The organism is Nonomuraea spiralis (assembly GCF_014648435.1).
Classification (GTDB): domain Bacteria; phylum Actinomycetota; class Actinomycetes; order Streptosporangiales; family Streptosporangiaceae; genus Nonomuraea; species Nonomuraea spiralis.
The window spans coordinates 268729-287547 of sequence record NZ_BMRC01000005.1; the positions used below are offsets into that span (position 1 = coordinate 268729).

General features: G+C 73.1%; 14 protein-coding genes and 1 pseudogene. 9 read left to right on the forward strand and 6 right to left on the reverse strand.

Annotated elements, in window-relative coordinates; all coding sequences use genetic code 11:
- Window positions 1-79: 79 nt before the first annotated feature.
- Window positions 80-1654: pseudogene (locus IEZ27_RS55500) on the reverse strand (glycoside hydrolase domain-containing protein); the annotation flags it as partial.
- A gap of 207 nt (window positions 1655-1861) precedes the next feature.
- Here IEZ27_RS55500 and IEZ27_RS14315 point away from each other — a divergent pair.
- A complete protein-coding gene (locus IEZ27_RS14315; RefSeq protein WP_189647621.1) occupies window positions 1862-3661 on the forward strand; it encodes a DUF5107 domain-containing protein in 1800 nt (599 codons plus the stop codon).
- A gap of 48 nt (window positions 3662-3709) precedes the next feature.
- Here IEZ27_RS14315 and IEZ27_RS14320 read toward each other — a convergent pair whose 3' ends face one another.
- Window positions 3710-4111: a nuclear transport factor 2 family protein gene (locus IEZ27_RS14320; protein ID WP_189647622.1), complete on the reverse strand. Its 402-nt coding sequence runs from the start codon at window positions 4109-4111 to the stop codon at window positions 3710-3712.
- A gap of 96 nt (window positions 4112-4207) precedes the next feature.
- Between IEZ27_RS14320 and IEZ27_RS14325 the strand changes: the two genes are divergently transcribed.
- Window positions 4208-4777 carry a TetR/AcrR family transcriptional regulator gene (locus tag IEZ27_RS14325; protein ID WP_189647623.1) on the forward strand — a complete coding sequence of 190 codons (570 nt, stop codon included), beginning with the start codon at window positions 4208-4210 and terminating at the stop codon, window positions 4775-4777.
- A 33-nt stretch (window positions 4778-4810) separates the two neighbouring features.
- Here IEZ27_RS14325 and fxlM read toward each other — a convergent pair whose 3' ends face one another.
- Window positions 4811-6037 carry a methyltransferase, FxLD system gene (gene fxlM / locus IEZ27_RS14330; RefSeq protein ID WP_189647624.1) on the reverse strand — a complete coding sequence of 409 codons (1227 nt, stop codon included), beginning with the start codon at window positions 6035-6037 and terminating at the stop codon, window positions 4811-4813.
- A gap of 165 nt (window positions 6038-6202) precedes the next feature.
- Here fxlM and IEZ27_RS14335 point away from each other — a divergent pair, with 165 nt between their 5' ends.
- Genes IEZ27_RS14335 through IEZ27_RS14350 form a run of 4 tightly spaced genes read left to right on the forward strand, consistent with a single transcriptional unit; the run spans window position 6203 to window position 11585 of the window.
- Window positions 6203-9499 carry a BTAD domain-containing putative transcriptional regulator gene (locus IEZ27_RS14335; RefSeq protein WP_189647625.1) on the forward strand — a complete coding sequence of 1099 codons (3297 nt, stop codon included), beginning with the start codon at window positions 6203-6205 and terminating at the stop codon, window positions 9497-9499.
- A 44-nt stretch (window positions 9500-9543) separates the two neighbouring features.
- Window positions 9544-10182 (forward strand): hemerythrin domain-containing protein, encoded by a 639-nt coding sequence (locus tag IEZ27_RS14340; RefSeq protein ID WP_189647626.1) that lies wholly within the window; start codon window positions 9544-9546, stop codon window positions 10180-10182.
- A complete protein-coding gene (locus tag IEZ27_RS14345; protein ID WP_189647627.1) occupies window positions 10182-11174 on the forward strand; it encodes a pyridoxamine 5'-phosphate oxidase family protein in 993 nt (330 codons plus the stop codon). Before IEZ27_RS14340 ends, IEZ27_RS14345 begins: the two co-directional genes overlap by 1 nt.
- Before the next feature lie 51 nt (window positions 11175-11225).
- Window positions 11226-11585, forward strand: a complete 360-nt coding sequence (locus IEZ27_RS14350; RefSeq protein WP_189647628.1) for a hypothetical protein — start codon at window positions 11226-11228, stop codon at window positions 11583-11585.
- Between the two features lie 52 nt (window positions 11586-11637).
- Here the strand turns inward: IEZ27_RS14350 and IEZ27_RS14355 are convergent, their stop codons facing one another.
- Window positions 11638-12219: a TetR/AcrR family transcriptional regulator gene (locus IEZ27_RS14355; protein WP_229823973.1), complete on the reverse strand. Its 582-nt coding sequence runs from the start codon at window positions 12217-12219 to the stop codon at window positions 11638-11640.
- A 102-nt stretch (window positions 12220-12321) separates the two neighbouring features.
- Here IEZ27_RS14355 and IEZ27_RS14360 point away from each other — a divergent pair, with 102 nt between their 5' ends.
- Window positions 12322-13092: an ABC transporter ATP-binding protein gene (locus IEZ27_RS14360; protein ID WP_189647629.1), complete on the forward strand. Its 771-nt coding sequence runs from the start codon at window positions 12322-12324 to the stop codon at window positions 13090-13092.
- Window positions 13077-14999: a hypothetical protein gene (locus IEZ27_RS14365; RefSeq protein ID WP_189647630.1), complete on the forward strand. Its 1923-nt coding sequence runs from the start codon at window positions 13077-13079 to the stop codon at window positions 14997-14999. Before IEZ27_RS14360 ends, IEZ27_RS14365 begins: the two co-directional genes overlap by 16 nt.
- Here IEZ27_RS14365 and IEZ27_RS14370 read toward each other — a convergent pair.
- On the reverse strand, window positions 14940-16142 hold the full coding sequence (locus tag IEZ27_RS14370) for an alpha/beta hydrolase (RefSeq protein WP_189647631.1): 1203 nt from the start codon (window positions 16140-16142) through the stop codon (window positions 14940-14942). The genes IEZ27_RS14365 and IEZ27_RS14370 overlap by 60 nt on opposite strands.
- 101 nt (window positions 16143-16243) lie before the next feature.
- On the opposite strand from IEZ27_RS14370, the gene IEZ27_RS14375 reads away from it, so the two are divergent.
- A complete protein-coding gene (locus IEZ27_RS14375) occupies window positions 16244-17128 on the forward strand; it encodes a LysR family transcriptional regulator (protein ID WP_189647632.1) in 885 nt (294 codons plus the stop codon).
- 14 nt (window positions 17129-17142) lie between these two features.
- Here IEZ27_RS14375 and IEZ27_RS14380 read toward each other — a convergent pair whose 3' ends face one another.
- Window positions 17143-18690 (reverse strand): DUF1349 domain-containing protein, encoded by a 1548-nt coding sequence (locus IEZ27_RS14380; RefSeq protein ID WP_189647633.1) that lies wholly within the window; start codon window positions 18688-18690, stop codon window positions 17143-17145.
- Between the last annotated feature and the right edge of the window lie 129 nt (window positions 18691-18819).

Sequence of the window (18819 nt, forward strand, 5' to 3'; positions counted from 1 at the left end):
CGTAGGAGTTCGAGTCGGTGACGAGCGTGTTGGCGATGGCCCGTGCGGCGACCGGCTTGGTCTTGGCCAGCAGGTTCAGCAGCTCCACGTCCTCCAGGCCGTCGAGCTGGGTCTCGCTGCGCACGCTGTCGTAGACGTCGTAGGCGGCCTTGTTCGGCCTGACCAGCCAGTTGTCGCCGGTCTGCCAGTCGTCGAAGGTGTCGGAGGGCCGGTTGAGGTCGCTGAAGTCCCACCAGAAGTTCCAGCCCCAGTGCAGGTAGCCGGTTCCGCCGACCTTCCAGGTGAGCCAGGGCGTGAGCCGGGTCGCGGCCAGGTTGTAGGAGATGAAGCGGTTCATCCGCTTGTCCTGCGGCGAGCTGCTGTTGTAGAGCCACAGGTCCGTGCCGCTCAGGCGGCGGCGCTGGAAGTAGGCGACGTCGCTGTCGTAGAGCATGGTGTGCGGCGTCGCGGTCGTGAGGTCCTCCTCCATCGCGGGCAGCACCCGCAGATGGGCCTCGTTGGTCAGTGGGCGGGGGAAGTACTGGCGGTACTTGGCGTAGAGCCACTTGGCGGCGTTGACCTGGTTGGCGGTGGTCGGCTCGTCCAGCGCGCTCATGTAGAACAGGTCCGTCCAGCCCTTGGCGTCCAGGTGGGCCTTGAGCGCGGGGAAGAGCTGGGTCAGGTACGCGTTCGTCTCGGCGGTGCCCGGATCGGCCAGGACACGCTGGACCACGCCGTTCACCTTCTTGATCATGTCCAGCTTGACGACGTCGTTCGGCAGGCCCTCCAGCAGGTGGGGGGTGTAGATGTACTGCATCGCCCCCGCGTCCACGAACGTCTGGACGAACCGGTCGAAGGTGCCCCAGCCGAAGGTGTACGTGCCCGCCGCGTCCACGGTCGTGTCGGGGATGAGCAGCGCCTGGAAGTCGGCGAAGATGACGTTGTTGCGGTGCCTGGCGTGGTTGGCCGCGATGTTCCCGATGACCCGCCACCAGCCGGCGTCGTACATCTGCACGCCGTACTGCGCGGGGATCGCCCGGACCGTGCCGTCGTAGTCCCAGCCCGCCGAGGTGGACCAGTTGTTCATCTTGAAGGTCGACCGGTTGGCGGGCGGGATCGTGACGTCGTAGACCGTGACCGCGACATTTACCGTGACGTCGCCGCCGTCGCTCCGGACGGTGGCGGTGCCCGTGTACGCGCCGGGCGTCTGGGACGCGGGGACGCGCACACTGTAGTGGTAGGGCAGGGTGAGGTTCGCGGCCAGGGACTGCGGGGTGTTCTCCATCAGGGAGTCGTAGTAGGCGGTGCCGCCGTCCGGCGGGTTCTGGTAGACGCCGATCTTGGAGATGCGCGGGTGGTTGTACTCACGCCTGACGGTGATCGCCGACGCCGGGATCACCGCGCCGCCGGGGCCCTTCAGCGCGCCGGCCGTGACCCGCACCCCGGTGGCCGCCGCGGTGGGCCTGACCAGGATCTGGGCGGCCTCGCTCTCGCCGCGGGCCGCCCGCAGCGCGATCGACGCCGGCGCGCCGGACGGGCGGGTGGTCGAGGAGAACGCGCGGTCGGCCGCGCTCTGCACCCAGACGGACAGGGTGGCCGCGTGGGCGGGAACGGCCAGGAACATGGAGGCGAGCAGGAGGCATAACACTGCGAGCGGGGCGGGTCTGACGGCCATGGACGGCTCCTCACTGAGGTCCCCGAAACCTGCGGTAAAACGATTCAAAATGCGCTGACTGGAACATAGATGTGCACATAGATGTCGTCAATGGCTCGTATTCGGACTGTTACACGCACACTTCGGGGCATTGACAAGGCGCCCTGGCGGTCCTTAGCGTTCGCGGCAGGTCGCCTTAAAACGTTCTGAACGAAGGGCAATGTCCGGATGAAGCTCACCATCGCCGACGCCGGGCCGGTCAGCCCGCTGCCGATCCTGCGGCCTCCCGCTGTGGCGACCCCCGACTTCGGGCACCCGCCGTCGCTGCTCCCGTACGCCAGGCGCGACTCCTACGGCCGCGACCCCGCCGAGCGGGAGGTCCCCTCCGTCACGCTGGAGAACGAGCACCTGCGCGCGGTCTTCCTGCCCGGACTGGGCGGACGGTTGTGGTCGCTGGTCGACCTCGCCACCGGCCGCGAACTGCTGCACCGCAACCCCGTGATCCAACCGGCCAACCTCGCCCTGCGGGACGCCTGGTTCGCCGGCGGCGTGGAATGGAACCTCGGCACGACCGGTCACTGGGCCCTGACCTGCGACCCGCTGCACGCCGCGTGGGTGGAGGCGCCGTACCCGGTGTTGCGGCTGTACGAGTACGAACGGATGCGCGGCCTGGTGGTCCAGATCGACGCCGCCCTGCCGCCCGGTTCTCCGGCCCTGGTGGTGTCCGTCACCATCCGCAATCCGCGGACGGAGACCGTGCCCGTCTACTGGTGGTCCAACATCGCCGTCCCGCAGACCCCGCGCACCCGCGTCCTGGCCCCCGCCGACCGGGCCGAGCACTTCGGGTACGCCCAGCGCCTGACCACCGTGCCGTACCCGGGCGAGCCCGACGCCGGTTACCCGGGAACGTGGCGCTCTGCCGCCGATTACTTCTTCCACGTCACGTCCGACATCCCCTGGATCGCCGCCGTGGACGACGACGGCCACGGCCTGCTGCACACCTCCACCTCCCGGCTGAAGGGGCGCAAGCTGTTCGGCTGGGGCGTCTCCGCCGGGGGGAGCAACTGGCAGACCTGGCTCTCGGGGCCCGGGGCGCCGTACCTGGAGATCCAGGCCGGGCTGGCCCGTACCCAGCTGGAGCACCTGCCGCTCCCCGGCGACACCGCCTGGACCTGGACGGAGACCTACAGCCCGCTCACCCTCCGCCAGCCCCACGCTCCGTACGAGCAGGCGCGCGCGGCGGTCGACGTGATCGCCAGGACACTTCCCTGGAAGCAGGCCGATCCCGGGCCGTGGACCGACCGGCCCGTCACCGAGGTGATCCACCGGGGCTCGGGGTGGGGCGCGCTGGAACGCAGGGCGGGCGGCCTGCCGGAGTCGGCCGCCACGCCGTTCCCCGACGACACCCTCGGGCCGGAACAGACGCCGTGGTTGTCCCTCCTGGCCGAGGGGCGGCTGCCCGGCGAGGCGGTCTGCGAGGCGGTGTGCGTGGTCGGACCGCGCTGGCTGAACCTGCTGCGTACGGCCGCGGACTGGCACGGCCGCTACCACCTGGGCCTCAACCTGTGGGCCGCCGGCGACCGGGCGGGCGCGCTCGACGCCTGGCGCGAGGCCCTGGCCGTACGGCGTCACCCCCTGGTGCTGCGGGCGCTCGCCGAAGCCGGCCGGATCGACGGCGACGACGCGGCCGCGGCCGTCCTCCTGCTGGAGGCGCACGCCCTGGCGCCCGGCATGCGCCCGCTCACCGTCGAGACCCTCACCACCCTGATCGCCGCCGGACGCCCGGCCGACGCCCTCGACCTCGTCGACCGCCTCCCGGCCGAGGACCGCGCGCACGGCCGCGTCCGCCTGCTGGAGGCCCGTGCCGCGCTGGCCACGGGCGACCGCGCCCGTACCGGCCGGATCCTGGACGCCGGCCTCATCGTCCCCGACCTGCGCGAAGGCGAGGACGCCCTGGACGACCTCTGGTTCGCCCACCACGGCAGGGACGCCGCCCTCCCGCCCGCGTACGACTTCCGCATGGACTAGCGCCGCGGCGCGCGGACCTGGTCCGTTCTCGGGCCGGGGCCGGGTGGCTCAGCCGCCCAGGGGAGCCCGGTGGGCGCGTACCCTGCGGTGGCTGATCCGCCAGCCCTGGTCGAGGCGGACGACGACGTCCTCGTAGGTCACGCTGGCGGTCGTGCCGTCGGCGTTGACGCCGATGCCCTTGGACAGGGCCCGCACCCGTCCGCCGTCCTGCTCGGTCAGGACGACGTTCGTGACGTGGTGCCCGACCGGGTTGAGATCGCCCAGGGCCCGTCCGGCCGCCGCGCAGGCGGCCACTCCGCGCAGGGGCTCCTGTCCGAAGTCGGTGACGTCGTAGGTGACGTCGACGGTGAACACCTCCTCCAGCCTGTCCAGTTCCCCGCTGTCGCACAGGTGGCCGTGCATCGCGATCAGTTCGGTGATGGCGACGCGCTCTTCGAGGGTGAGAGCCATGGTTCTCCGTCTCCCGCTTAAGTGGGGATGTCCCCGTTTGTGTGCGCTACCGTAACCGGGGACGTCCCCACATGACAACCGGCGGAGAACAGGCCCATGGCGAACGCCCCACGGCGAGCACGACGGACCGACGCGGCCCGCAACGCGCGGCTGCTGCTGTCGGCGGCGAAGGAACTCTTCGCCGAACACGGTCCCGGCGTCGCGCTGGACGACGTGGCCAGGCGCGCGGGGCTGGGCAACGCGACCCTCTACCGGCACTTCCCCACCCGTACCGACCTGATCGTGGCGGTCTACGCCGACGAGGTCACGGTCCTGTGCGACCTGGGCGCCCGCCTGCTCGACGAGCCGTCACCGGGCGAGGCGCTCTTCACCTGGCTGGACGCCTTCGTCGCGCACATCTCCGACAAACGCGCCCTGGCCCTCGCCGGGACCGACACCAGCCAGGAGCGCCGCGCCGAACTGTTCCGCCAATGGCACGACTCCATGCGCTCCACCGCGGACAAGCTGCTCATGCGGGCTCAGCGGGCCGGTGAGGTGCGTACCGACCTCACCCTCGACCACCTGCTCGCCCTGACCAACGCGACCGCCATCGCGGGAGCCGACGCGAACGAGGCCCGCCACCTCCTCCACCTCCTCCACCACGGCTTCACCGGCCCCACCTCCTGACGCGACCGGCCGTACGTGCACCAGGCGGAACCGTCAGGTGTCGGGCCAGCTCATCACGAGCTGGGTGTGACGTTTGCGGAAGATACGGCCGATGGCGGGAGCCGGCACGTCGGCGTCGGCGGGGTGGAGGGTGAAGGTCGGTTCGGGGCGGTCGCGCCAGGCACGATCCCAGGTGCAGACGTGATCGTGAAGCCGGTGGGCGAGTTCGGCGCCGTCGCGGCCGTGGCCACTGACGCCGAACTCCCAGCGCCCCTCGGTGCCGCGCTGCCGGCGAATGGTGAGGTACGCGAAGCTGTCGCGGGTGATGAGCGCGGGACAGTACCAGCGCATGGCCGGTTGGACGAGGCCGGTGTCACGGTCGGGGTCCTGCCAGAACATGCCGAACCGGTCGTCGACGGTGGCGATCCGCAGGTGCAGCGAGTCGAACGGCTCCTCGCCACCGACGGTGACGCCGGTCCACAGCTCGGTGCGGTCGCCGGTCAGCGCCCGGTCGAGTGCGTCCGTGTCAAGGGCGGGGCCGGTCTCCAGGGTCAGTCTGACGGCGCCGCCGGCCAGGACCGGTTCCTGATCGGGCAGCTTGCCGGCGCCCTGGCAGGGGACGAAGCCGCAGACCTCGGGGTCGAGTCCGAGAAAGTGCCCGCCGTCGCGGACGAAGGTGAAGGAGCGGCTGATGGTGGAGAAGCGCAGCGGGACGATCATCCGGCCGTCCGGAGCGAGCAGGTGGCCCCAGGGCACGTCCCACACGCCGACGGTGACGATGACCGCGTCGAAGCCGCCGTCCGGGGCGTGCTGATCGGCGACATGCTCGGCATCCCCCAGGACGACCTTGACCCGTCCGTAGCCGGTCTGGGCGAGGAAACGGCTCGCGCGCTCGGTGACGAACGGATCGATGTCGACGGTGACCACCAGCCCGCCGGGGCCGACGATCTCGGCGATGAGGGCGGCGTTGTAGCCGCCGGAGCCGATCTCCAGGACCTTCGCGCCCAGGCGGAGCTCCGCTGCTTCGAGCATGTCGGCCTGCAGCCACGGCGCGCTGATCGAGCTCGTGGCTCTGCCGTTGGGGCCGCGCTTGGTGATGACGACGTCGTTGGCCGCGTAGGCCGCACGTGGCGGGGACTCCGGAGCGAACCGATCACGCGGCACCTTCGCGAAGGCCGACTCGACCGCGGGGGAGCGGATCCAGCCGCCCCGCCTGAGCTCGGAGACCATGCTGGCCCGAAGGCGATCGGGGGAGTCGGAGGGCACGAGGTCGGTGGTCACCGGAGCGAGGGTAGCCGGGCCTGCCGGTCGTACCGGAGATTCGAGAGCACGGGCGAGCCTGCCCCAAGCCGGTGGAAGTGGTGCGATCCTTGGCGCCGGACGGCTGGACGGGGGTGGAAATGTCGTGACTGGACCGGTTGAAAGGGGGCTCCCTATCATTGGCGGGTGCGGCTGAACGTCCTCGGGCCCATGGAACTCGTCGTGGCCGGGCGGGTCGTTCCGGTCGGAACGCCGAAGCAGCGCGCCTTGCTGGCCCTTCTCGTGATGCACGCCGACCGCGTGCTCCCCGTGGACCTCCTGGCCGACCGGCTGTGGTCCGGCAGTCCGCCGGCCAGCGCCCAGGGGAGCCTGCAGGCGTACGTCTCCAATCTGCGCCGCCGGCTGGAGCCCGGGCGGCGGCCCGGCGCGACCCCGACCGTCCTGGTCAGCGCCGCCGACGGGTACGGCCTGATGACCGGCGGGCTCGACCTCGACACGAGGGACTTCGAGGCGCTCGTGTCGACCGGGTCCGGCCGTCTGGCCGAGGGACGGCACCAGCAGGCGGCGGCCGCCCTCGCCGAGGCGCTCGACCTGTGGCGGGGCGACCCGTACGCGGACGCGCGTTCCGAGGAGTGGGCGCAGGCGGAGATCGGCCGCCTGGAACAGGTACGGCTGGACGCGGTGGAGGGGCTGGCCGCGGCCCTGCTGGAGCTGGGCCGGCACACGGACGTGGTCGCCCGGCTGGACCCGTTCGTCCGGGAACATCCGCTGCGGGAGCGGGCCTGGGAGCTGCTGGTGCTGGCCCACTACCGGGCGGACCGGCAGGCGGCGGCCCTCGAATGCCTGCGCAGGGTGCGGCAGGTGCTCGCGGGGGAGCTGGGCATCGACCCCGGGCCGCGGCTGCGGGACCTCGAAGCCGCGGTCCTGCGTCAGGACGCCACGCTGCTCCCGCCGGTACGGCCGGCCACGCCGTCACCCCCGCGGCAACCCCCGGCACGCGAGGTCGCCGAGCCCGCGGCCGACCCGCCGGTGTTCGTCGGACGTGAGAGCGCGCTGGCGTTCCTGGACGAGGCGGCGCAGGCCGCGTCCGCCGCCGGGCTGGTCGTGCTGGTGGACGGCGAGCCGGGTGTCGGCAAGACGAGCCTGCTGAAGCGGTTCCGCGCGACCGCCCGCGTGCCGGTCGGCTGGGGGGCGAGTCCCGACCACGAGACCGCGCCCGCCCTGTGGCCCTGGGAACGGGTGCTGCGCGACCTCGCCGCCGCCGCCCCGGAGGCCGCGCTGCCCGGCGAGGTACGCGGGTTCCTGTCCGGCGGGGTGGAGGCGATCCCGGCGTCCGACGCGCAGGGGGCGCGGCTGCGCTTCTTCGAGGCGGTCGGCACGTTCCTGGCCGGCGTCGGCCCGGCGGTCGTCGTGCTGGAGGACGTGCACGCGGCCGACGACGCGACGTTGCGGCTGCTGGTCCACATGGCCTCCGCCGCCCGGCCCGGCCTGCTGCTGGTGGCGACCTTCCGGCGGCACGGGGCCTCGGCGCTCACCGCCACGCTGTCGGCGTTGTCGCGGCTCGGCGCGCGCCGGCTCGGGCTCGACGGGCTCGCCGCCGAGGAGGTCCGTACGCTCGTCCGGGAGGTGTCCGGCCGTGACCCGGGCAGCCGCGGGGCCGAGGAGCTGCGCGGACGCACCGCCGGGAACCCGTTCTTCCTCACGGAGCTGGCCCGCGCGGGCGAGGAGCTGCCGCAGGGCGTGCTGGACGTCGTGCTGCACCGGGTGGCGGCCCTGGGGGAGGAGGCGGCCCGCGTGCTGGAGCTGGCCGCCGTGATGGGCGACGAGTTCGAGGCGGGCGTCCTGGCCCGGGTCGCCGGCGGCCCTGACGGCTTTGTCCAGGTCGGCGACCTGCTGCCGCCGCTCGACGCGGCCCTCGACGCGGGGCTGATCCGGGAGTCGTCGTACCGGCTGGGCGGGTACGAGTTCGCGCACGCCCTGGTGACCGACGCCCTGTTGTCGCGCCGGTCGCGGTTGTGGCGGGCACGGGTGCACGAGCAGGTCGCGGACGCCCTCACCCGCGTCCACGGCGACCGGGACGACCGCGCCGCGGTGATCGCGCGGCACTGGCTGGCCGCGGCCGAGCTGGGCGCGCGGCCCGCCCGGATGGCGATGGACTTCTCCGCCCGCGCCGCGCGGGCGGCCCTGCGGCGGCACGCGCCCGACGACGCGGCCCTGTCGTGGCAGGAGGCGCTGGCGGCGGCCGAACCGGCCGGGGCCGGCGCGGCCGAACGTTTCGAGCTCGCCGTCGGGCTGGCGGAGAGCCGCTATGCCGCCGGACGGTTCGACGAGGGCTACGAGGCGGTCGAGCAGGCGCTCGCCCTGGCCGGCGCCGACCTGGACAAAGCCGTCAGGGCCGCCGACATCGCCATGGGACACGGCGTCTGGGTGCCCTTCCGGTACGGCCTCGACGTCGCCGCCGTACGGGACTCGATGGACCGGGCCGTACGGGAGTTGCCGCCGTCCGCGCCCGCCTGGGCTACGGCACAGGCCGTACGGGCGGTCGTGTCCGCCCAGACCGGACGCGAGGACGAGGTCGGCGCGGTCTCGTCGCAGGCCGTGGCGGCGGCCGAGCGCCTGGGCGACCCCGCCGCGCTGCGGCGCGTGCTCCACCTGCGCCTGCTCGCCACGCAGGGACAGGACTTCATCGAGCAGCGCGCCGGGACCGCGCGCCGGCTGCTGGCTCAGCCGGACCTGTCGGCCCAGCTGAGCGTGATCGCGCAGCTCCACCTCGTCGTGCATCTCGTGGCGCACGGCAACGTCTCGCGGGCCCGCGCGCTGCTGGCGGAGATGGGCACGCCGCTGCGCGACCTGCACAATCCCACGCTGGCGCTCCAGGTGGCGGTGGCGCACGTGGGGCTCGACCTGTTCCAGGGTGTGCCGGACCCGACCCGGCACTTCGAGCCCGTCCGGGCGACGTTGTCGTTCGCCGATCTCGCGTACTTCGAGGTGGCCATGGTCGCCGTACGGGCCGAGACGCTCATGCAGGAGGACCGCCTCGGCGAGGAGGCGGCGTGGATCGAGGAGACGTTCCGGCGTACCGGCCTGGCGGGGGCGGCCTACCTCCTGGCGTACGCGCTCGCGGGCCTCGGCGAGCACGAACGCGCCCGGCGGCTCCTGCGCGAGACGCCCCTGCCGCCGCGCGACTACCACTGGGCGACGGCCACCATGTGCCGGCTGCACGCCGCGATCCGGCTCGGCGAGGCGGACGTCGTACGGGAGGTCCACGGCGCGTTCCGGCCCTTCGCCGGGCTGCTGCACGTGAGCGGCACGTGCACCACCGTCGACGGCGCGTACGACGGCCACCTGGGGGAGGCGCTGCTGGCGCTCGGGGACCGCGAGGGGGCACGGGCCCACCTGCGGGAGGCGGTGCGCCTGCTGGAGCGGGCGGGCGCGGGCTACTGGCTGGCTAGAGCCCGCCAAGCCCTCGCCAAGTGCACGTAGAGACGGGCCGCGCACTCTGTTCCCGACACGTGAGGAACAGACTGATGATCACACCAGAACACCTGACCGGCTTCCTGATGATGCACGCCGGTTTCCGCGCCGAGTTCGGCCGCCTGGCCGAGGCGTGCGGCGACCCGCGTGACGACGCGCACGAGGAGCTGCTGGAGGAGCAGCTCGCGCTCGTGCTGGACATGCTGCACGCCCACCACTCGCACGAGGACGCCGTCCTGTGGCCCACGCTGACCGGTCGTGCCCCGGAGGCGGCGGACGCGCTGGCCGAGCTGGAGTCCGAGCACTCCCTGCTCGACCCGCTCATCGAGGCCGCCGCCGATCGCGCGGTGCCCCTGACCGGGCGCGCCCCCGCCCTGCGGCGGTTGCACGAGCTCGTCAACGAGCACCTCGACCACGAGGAACGGACCGCCGTGCCGCTCATGCTCCGCCACCTCACCCTCGACGACGTCGAGGCCGACAGACGCCGGGCCATGGACGACTTCGGCCGCCGCCGGGTGCCCGTCATCTTCGGCTGGCTCGCCTCCAGCGCCGGCGCCGACCTGCTCGCGGCCTCGTACGCGGACCTGCCGGTCGTGGCCCGGCTCATGTTCCGCCTGTTCTGGTGGCCCGCCTACCGGCGGCGTTTCACCCGCCTGTACGCCACCCCCGCCCCCGCTCTCCCGGAGTCGTGATGACCACAGCCGCACCGGCCACCTTGCCGCGCGAGGCGGCCGAGCTCTTCGACCGCGCCCTGGTCTGCGGGTACGCCTCGCTCACCCGCGACGGCCGGCCCGTCACCTGGCCCGTCACGCCGTACGCCGGCGCGGGCGGCACGCTCGACGTGAGCACCGGGCTCACCTACCCGGACAAGGCCGAACGCGCCCGGCGCGACCCGCGCGTCGCGCTGCTCGGCTCCGGCGGGCCGGACCGGGCGCACGTCGTCCTCGTGCAGGGCCGGGCGACCGTACGCGATGCCGATCTCCAGGCCGGCACCGACCGGTACGTTCGCGAGTCGCTCGCCAAGACCGGCGCCGGGTTCGCCGGGATGCCGTGGTTCCTGGTGAAACGCCTGGGGTGGTATTTCGCCCGCGTCTGGGTGGAGGTGACCCCGGAGCGGATCGTCCGCTGGCCCGACGGCGACCTGTCCAGGACACCCGAGATCTGGACGGGCTCCGGCGACGTCATGGCCCCCGCCTCCGACCCCGCCCCCATGGGTCCCCGGCTGCCGAGCCGGTCGGCCCCGCCGGTGGACTGGCGGCCGTTCGCCGACCGCGCGGACCGCCTGGGCGAGCCCGTCGTCACCATGGTCGCCGACGGCATGCCGCTGGCCGTGCCCACCCGTTCGGCCGTACGGACCGGGACCGGGTACGACCTGCGGTTGCCCGCGGGCGTACGGGCGGCCGACGGGCCGGTGTGCCTGACCTTCCACCGGCACGGCCCGGCCATGGAGTGGCAGGAGAACGTCGTGCTCGTCGGGACCGCGGAGGGAGCGGGCGACCGGCTGGCCGTACGGGTCGAGCGGGCCCTGAACGACTGGAGTCTCGCCGGGAACCGCCGCGCGCGGAACCGTTCGTTCCTCGGTCAGGGCCGGATGCTCAGGAAGCGCCTGGAGGCCGAGGCCGCCCGTCGCGGGCAGCCCGTACCGCGTGTCCGCCGTCCCGGGCCCGGCGCCGCCCGCGCGTGAGAACGGGATCCGGGCTGGACCTCTCGGGCTCGGGCGGGCGACCATGGGAGGGTGCGTACCGCTTTCGCTCATGAGGCGACGATCGTCATGGAGGACGACAGTGACGTGCGCGCGCTCGGCGCGGCGATCACCGTGGCTCTGTGCGGACACTGGGACCACGAGCCGCCCTGCCCGGTCGCGCCCCACCACACGGCCGCCGACCGCCGGGACGGCGTCGTGCTGGTGCGCGTCCTGTTCGCGGCCGAACCGGACGCGGAGGACGAGGTACGGTCCCGCATCGACACCGCCCTCGCGCGGGGGACGCTCAAGGGCCCGGACGGCGTCACGAGCCGATGGCGGCTCCTGGACACCCGGCCCGGCCGCCCGCGCGCCGAGGAACTCCCGCACGCCGAACAGCTCCTGCGCGCCTGACACCCTCGGGCCTCCGTGAGCGCGACGGGGGCGGAAGTACGGGCGTTCCGGGTCAGGGTCTGGCGTACATCCCGGTGAAGAGGGTCTCGATCACGCGGTCGACGTACTCGTGGGTCAGCGGCGCCTGGACGATCAGGGCCTGGAAGTACAGCGGGCCCGACAGGACGGCCATCGCCAGGTCCAGGTCGAAGCCGGGCGACAGTTGCCCCTGGTCACGGGCCGCCCTCAGCCGGGCGACGGTCTTCTCCGCCTGCGGGGTGATGAAGTGGTCGTTGAGCGCCGCGGCGACCTGGGGGTTGAGCAGGGCCTCGCCGATCAGCGCCCGGTAGAGGGGGCCCACGGGCGGCCGGTCCAGCAGGTCGACGGCCGCGTGGATCTGCCGGCGCAGGTCGGCGAGGAGATCGCCGGTGTCGGGGTAGTCCAGGTGGGACTCGTTCAGTGACAGCAGCGAGTCGAGGAACAGCGCGCCCTTGGACGGCCAGCGGCGGTAGATCGTGTGCTTGCCGACGCCGGCGCGGGCCGCGACCGCTTCGATGCTGAGCTTGGCGTACCCGATCTCCTCGCCCAACTCCAGCGTGGTCCGCATGATGGCCTCGGTACGGTCGGCGGCCCGGCTACTGCGCTTGTCACTCATGCCACCACCGTAACGGACGGCACGTGCCGTGTTGACAAGGGCGCCGGTCCTCCATCATGCTCCAGAACGGCACGGCACGTGCCGTGTAGATAGGAGCTCACCGTGAGGCCATCCAGCACCAACCCGGCGCTCCGGCTCGCCGGCCTGACCAAGACCTTCGGACGCAGACCGGTGGTCGACCGCGTCGACCTGGAGGTGCCGCGCGGGTCCTTCTTCGGCCTGGTCGGCCCCAACGGGGCAGGCAAGACGACGTCGTTGTCGATGGCCGTCGGCCTGCTGCGCCCCGACGAGGGCCGGGCCGAGATCTTCGGCATCGACGTATGGGCCGACCCCACACGGGCCAAGCAGCTGATCGGCGTCCTGCCCGACGGGCTGTCCATGCCCGAGCGGCTGACCGGCCCCGAGCTCCTGCGTTTCACCGGCCTGCTGCGCGGCATGGAACCCCGGCAGGTCGAGCGGCGGGCAGCCGAGCTCCTGGAGATCCTGGAGCTGGACGGGGCCGGACGCACGCTGGTGATCGAGTACTCGACTGGCATGCGCAAGAAGATCGGCCTGGCCGCGGCGCTGCTGCACGCGCCGAGGCTGCTGGTGCTGGACGAGCCGCTGGAGGCCGTCGATCCCGTCTCGGCCGCCGCCATCAAGGTGATCCTGCGGCGGTTCGTCCGCGGGGGCGGCTCGGTGGTGTTCTCCAGCCACGTGATGGCCGTGGTCGAGCAGTTGTGCGACCACGTGGCGGTGATCGCCTCCGGCCGGGTCGTGGCCTCGGGCCCGCTGGCGGCCGTACAGGCGGGCCTGAGCCTGGAGGAGCGGTTCGTGAGCCTGGTCGGCGGCCAGATCCCCGAGGTGGGTGAGCTGGCGTGGTTGTCGTCCTGATCCGGATGAAACTGGCCGTCCTGCGGCATTCCATGACCGGGCGGCGCGCTTTCCAGATGCTCACCGGAGCGCTGGCCGGGCTGGTCCTCGCGGGGGGCCTGATCGCACTGGTGGGCCGCGACCACGCGGTCGCGTCGCTGCCGTTCGACCTGCTGGGTGTGGGGTTCGCCCTGTGGGCGGCGGGATGGCTGCTGGGCCCGGCGCTGTTCGGCGGCGGTGACGAGACGCTGCGTCCCGAACACTTCTCGCTGCTGTCGTGCACGCCGCGCCGTCTGGCGGCCGGGCTGGCGGGGGCCGCGTTCGTCGGCGTCGCGCCCCTGGTCACCCTCGTGGCCTTCGCCGCGCTCGTGGTGGCGGCCGTCAGGACCGGGCTCGGCGCGGCGGCCACGGCGGTCGGCGCGCTCGCCGTCGTGCTCCAGCTCATGGTGTGCGTACTGGCCTCCCGGCTGGTCACCGCGGCGCTCGGCCAGGTCATGCGGTCCAAGGCGGGCGCGGCGCTGGCCGCCCTCGTCAGCGCCGTCGTCCTGGCCGGTCTGCATTCGACCTGGGTGCTCTCACCCCTGGCGCAGAGTGTCCTGCGCACCGGGTTCTCCGGCTCCTTCTCCGCCTGGGGGGCCGCGCTGCCCTCAGGCTGGGGCGTGGTGGCGGTGCGCGCGGCCGGTGAGGGGCGGTGGCCGGTGGTGGCCGCCGCCCTCGCGGGGCTGGCCGTCCTCGCGCTGGCCTGCTGGTACGGCTGGGCGGCCCTGCTCAAGCGGCGGCTGACCACCAGGCGCCCGAACGGCCGCCCGGCCCGGGTGACCACCGGCGGCTGGGCGAAGGGCCCGACCACGGCGGTCGCCGCCCGCGAGCTGCGCACCTGGTCCCGGGACCTGCCGCGATTCCACTACCTGGTCTTCGCCCTGTGTTACGCCCTGGCGTTCTGCCTGCTGCCGCTGGCCGTAGGCGCGCCGGTCTTCCTCCCTTGGACCGGAACGGTCTTCGCCCTGTGGGCCGCGGCCATCGCCGCCAACCTCTACGGCGAGGACGGCACCGAGCTGTGGGGCAAGATGATGATCCCCGGCGCCGAGCGCCACGACGTACGCGGCCGTCAGCTCGCCTGGCTGCTGGTCGCCGCGCCGCCGACGATCGTCCTGACCGTCGCCATGGTCGTCCTGAGCGGCCGGTACGACCTGTGGCCCTGGCTGGCGGCGCTCGTGCCCGCGCTGCTGGGCGGCGGCGCGGGGGTGACCGTGCTGGTGTCGGTGTTGCGGCCGTCGCCTCTGCCCGACCCGCACCGCAGAGGCGGCAACCTGCTGGAGAACGGCATCGACTTCGCCCAGGTGCTGCTGGTGCTGATCCTCACGGCGGCGACCGCCGTCCCCGCGTACGCCGCGGTCCGGCTGGGGCCGGTCTGGGCGGGCCCGGTCGTGGGCCTGACCGGTGGCGTCGTACTGGCCTGGGCGCTGGGGCGGGTCGCCGCGACCAGGCTGAGGTCGAACGCGCCCGAGTTGCTCCTGCACCTGCGCACCGGCGTCTCACCGGGACGGAGGCGGCCGGCCCCCGCCCTGGACCTGGAGCGGCTGTCCCGGTCCAAGCCCTCCCTGGGCCTGGACCGGCTCGGCCTCGACCTGGCTCCGGCGGGCCGGCGCGCCTACGTCGTCGCGAGCCTGACCCTGTGCTGGGTGCCCCTGGTGGCCCAGGGCGTCGTGCCCGCGCTCATGCTGACCACCGGCGAGATCACCCGATCGTGGTTCCTGGCCCTGTACCTGCCGCCTCCGCTCCGATGGCCGACCATCATCGCCATGATCACCCTCGGGTCCGTCCTGCTGGTCACCGGACTGAGCATCGGCCTCTACTACCTGGCCAGGTCACGGCGACGACAGCCACTCGTGGACGACCGCGCCGGCCACACTCCTTCTGTTCCGTGACCTCACCCGGGCGGTGAAGGCCTCGATGGCGTCGACGAGTGCCTCGAAGCGGACCGAGTGGTACAGGTCGAAGGCGTGGTTGCCGCCGCGCAGCTCGGCGTAGACGACGGGGGAGGCCGACGTACGGCGGAGCTGGTCGGCGAAGTGCCGGGCCTCGGCCACGGGCACCAGCGGGTCCAGATCGCCGTGGGCCACGAGGAACGGCGGTGCGTCCGCGGTGATGTGGGCCAGCGGCGAGGACTCGGGGCCTTGGCCGAAGTAGGTGCCGTACCAGCCGTTCAGGTAGATGACGCCGGTCACGGAGGTGTCGGCGTGCTCGAAGCCCGGCTGGTAGGCGGGGTCGTTGGGGGTGAGCCCGGCCAGGGCCGCCATGTGCCCGCCCGCCGAGCTGCCCGCGACGAACAGCGTCGAGGCGTCGGCGCCGTACTCGTGGGCGTGCTCGCGGACCCAGGCGATGATCTTCTTGAGGTCGATCAGGTGGTCCGGGTGCTGGGCCTGCGGGCGTAGCCGGTAGTTGGCGCTGACGCAGACCCAGCCCTGGCCGGCGAGCCGGTAGAGCAACGGCAGCGACTGGCTGTTCTTGTGGCCGCCGGAGTAGCCACCGCCGTGCAGGTGGATCATGACGGGCCCGCCGGACGGGCGCGAGCGGTGGTGGTAGAGGTCGAGCAGGTTGCGGCGGCCCGCCTCGCCGTACGACAGATTGGCCACCCGGCGGACGTCCATGCGGCGCTTGAGGATGGGCAGGAACAGAATGCGGGCCCACGGCGGACGACGGCGCAGTCCGGCGGCGAGGTCGGCGTCGATGGCGGCGCGCCAGCCCGCGCCCAGGCCGGCGTCCATCGCGCGCCAGATCCTGGCCCGTTCTCCCAGGCCGCGGTAGGCGATGACCGTGAGCCCGATCGTGGTCAGGGCGGCCAGGGCGACGACCGCCCAGCCGCCCGCCGAGTGGATGTCACCCTCGGCGAACGCCAGCGCCGTCGGGGCCAGCAGCAGCCAGATGAACGCCGCGAACGGCAACTCGTTGGCGGCCAGCCCGAAGAAGTAGCTCACCCGGCCGAGCGGGCGCGAGTACGAGATCGGCCGCAGCGCGAACAGCGTGCCGACCGCGGCGAGCGCCACAGTGAACAAATACCCGAAGGGCACGGAACCTCCATAGATCGCATCATTGCGGTTGATCGTAGGAAGGGCCGCTATATGCTGTCCAAGACCAGTTTTTCCATATATTCATGGCTGTAGAGGCATAAATGGATCTGCTGTCACTGCGGTACTTCCAGGTCGTGGCGCGTCACGAGCACATCAGCAGGGCGGCCGACGAGCTCCGCATCGCCCAGCCCTCGCTCAGCCGGACCATCGCCCGCCTGGAGGCCGACCTGGGCGTGCCGCTGTTCGACCGGCAGGGCAGGCGGATCCGCCTCAACCGGTTCGGGGCCGCGTTCCTGCGCCGGGTGGACAGGGCCCTGGCCGAGCTGGACGACGCCAGGCGCGAACTCACCGACGCCGCCGGCCTCACCCACGGCAGCGTCTCGCTCGCCTCGGAGACGCTGCTCACGGTCACCGAGCCGGTCAAGAGCTTCATCGCCGACCACCCGGGCGTCGCCGTACGGCTGTTCCAGGCGACCCCGGAGGTCATGACCAAGCGGCTGAACGAGGGGCAGGTCGACTTCTGCCTGGCCTCTGAGGAGCTGGAGGGGCCGGGACTGGTCCACACCGAGTTGGTCCGTGAGGAGGTCCTGCTCGGCGTGCCGCTCGGGCACCGGCTCGCCGGCCGGGAAGAGGTGACCATGGCCGACCTCGCGGGCGAACCCGTCGTCACCACCCGGCCGGGGATCTGGCAGCGCACGCTTGCCGAACGGCTGTTCGCCGAGGCCGGGCTGGAACTGGTGGTCGCCTGCGAGATCGACGAGGCGTCGACGGGCATCGAGATGGTCAGCGCCGGGCTGGGGGTGGGGTTCGGGCCCGCGTGGTACCTCCGTTCGCCGCTGGCGGCGCGGACGCCGTTCTCTGCCGTACGGCTGGCCGTTCCCGGCGCTGAGCGGGTGCTGCGGCTGTACTGGCGGGAGGGGGCGTACGTGTCCGAGGCGGCCCGCCGGTTCCGCGACCGTCTGACCGCCGCGCTGACGGTTGCCTAGCCGCCCCGGACGGGTCAGGATCGGCCGGCGACGGCGCCGCGGACGCCCCTCCTGTGCCGTACGACCATCGCCGCCCCCAGCGCGAGGGCGGCATATCCGCAGGTCACCGCCAGCCCTGCCCATGGCGGGAGCGGGTGGTAGCCCCCGATCAGCGACGGGTCGACGTCCACGTGCGCGAACGTGGGGACGCTCTGCGTGATCGCGAACCCGGCGGCCGGGGTGATCGCCAGCAACCACGGCGCCACTCCCGCGGTCGCCAGCAGGTACGGCACGACGACCAGCGTGACGGCCAGCCCGGCGGCGAGGATCCGTCCGGCCAGCGCGGCCAGGCCCAGAGCCAGCACGGCGGCGGCCGCGCTCAGCGCCGCGTAGCCGACGATCACCCGGAGGCCGGTGCCCAGGGTGATCGGCTGGATCGGGTTCTCATGGGCGCGCAACAACGCCAGACCGGCGGGCACCACGACCCCCGACGCCACCAGCCCCGCCACGAACGCCACCACCCCGACCAGCACCCCCTTGGCCACCAGCACCCGCGCCGGCCGCGGCTCGGCGGGAGCGGCCGGGGCAGGGGAGGTTCCGGTTCGGGGGCGTTCGGAGGTCAGGAACGTGGCGGCTGCCACGAGCAGCGGGATCAGCCCCACGGCGCCGCCGATCAGGGTGAGGTCGGCGCGCAGACCGCCCTCCACCGTGGCCGGCCCGATGTCACCGCCCCCGGTCACCACGAGCTTGTCGCCGGCCTTGACGACCCCGCCCGGGTGATGCGGGGTCCTGCCGTCGGACTCCATGGACACGCCGACGTCGTCGTTCCGCCACGGGCCGTTCGCGCCCCGCAGCCCGATCTGGTCGAAGGTGGCGGTGACCTGGGCGAAGGCTTTCGCCATGTCCCACAACGTGCCCGGCGAGGTGGCGAACAGCCCGATCTCGACCGTCTCCGTCAGCCCGGCCGGCCTGACCGTGCCGATCTCGGTCCAGGTGCGGCCGTCGTCCGACTCGTAGCCGCTGATGGTGTCGCCCGACCGGGTCAGCCGCAACCACTGCGGGCCGTTGTGCGGACCGCCGGCCAGGTCATGGGTGTAGTCGTACTGCATCCGCACGCCGTGCGCCCCGGTGAGCATGACGGCGGCGTACGGTGTGCCCGGCTTGAGGCTCCGCCTGATGAGCAGCCCGGCCTTCGCCCACGGCACCACTCCCTTGGCGACGTTCCGCACCCCGGGTACGGCGTCCGGCAGCCGGATCTGCCCGGTCATGTCCGACACGCGGGCGGTGATGCCACCGTTCCCGGTGAGCGGCTGGTGCACGAAGTAGTACTTGTCCTTGACCGCCGTACCGTCGGGCCCCAGCAACGGCGCGGGACAGGGGCCCTCGCCCTGCCCGGTCACGCACGTGCTGTGGGCGCTCCCGGCGATCAGCAGGCCGAGCGACACGGTGACCAGCACGGACGCCGCCATGGCGAGCGCCCAGCCGCGCCCGGCGCGGAACCTGGCCCACTCCGCGCGCAGCAGTCGGGGAAAGCCGTCCGGCCCGGCCCCTCGGCCGGATCGGTAAGCCGTAGATGCACTCATGGCGACGGTTGTACGCGGCGCCCGGTTCCGCCCGGGTGGCGGCGACTGCGACCCGGCTGGAACCGGGAGTCTGCCATCGTTGAGCAATGGCTTCTCGACCCGGCGGCCCGGCCGCCCGCCCCGCCCGTA

Coding starts and splice junctions, on each gene's coding strand:
- IEZ27_RS14315 (WP_189647621.1), top strand. CDS start 1,862: ATGAAGCTCACCATCGCCGACGCCGGGCCGGTCAGCCCGCTGCCGATC.
- IEZ27_RS14320 (WP_189647622.1), bottom strand. CDS start 4,111: ATGGCTCTCACCCTCGAAGAGCGCGTCGCCATCACCGAACTGATCGCG.
- IEZ27_RS14325 (WP_189647623.1), top strand. CDS start 4,208: ATGGCGAACGCCCCACGGCGAGCACGACGGACCGACGCGGCCCGCAAC.
- IEZ27_RS14340 (WP_189647626.1), top strand. CDS start 9,544: ATGATCACACCAGAACACCTGACCGGCTTCCTGATGATGCACGCCGGT.
- IEZ27_RS14345 (WP_189647627.1), top strand. CDS start 10,182: ATGACCACAGCCGCACCGGCCACCTTGCCGCGCGAGGCGGCCGAGCTC.
- IEZ27_RS14355 (WP_229823973.1), bottom strand. CDS start 12,219: ATGAGTGACAAGCGCAGTAGCCGGGCCGCCGACCGTACCGAGGCCATC.
- IEZ27_RS14375 (WP_189647632.1), top strand. CDS start 16,244: ATGGATCTGCTGTCACTGCGGTACTTCCAGGTCGTGGCGCGTCACGAG.
- IEZ27_RS14380 (WP_189647633.1), bottom strand. CDS start 18,690: ATGAGTGCATCTACGGCTTACCGATCCGGCCGAGGGGCCGGGCCGGAC.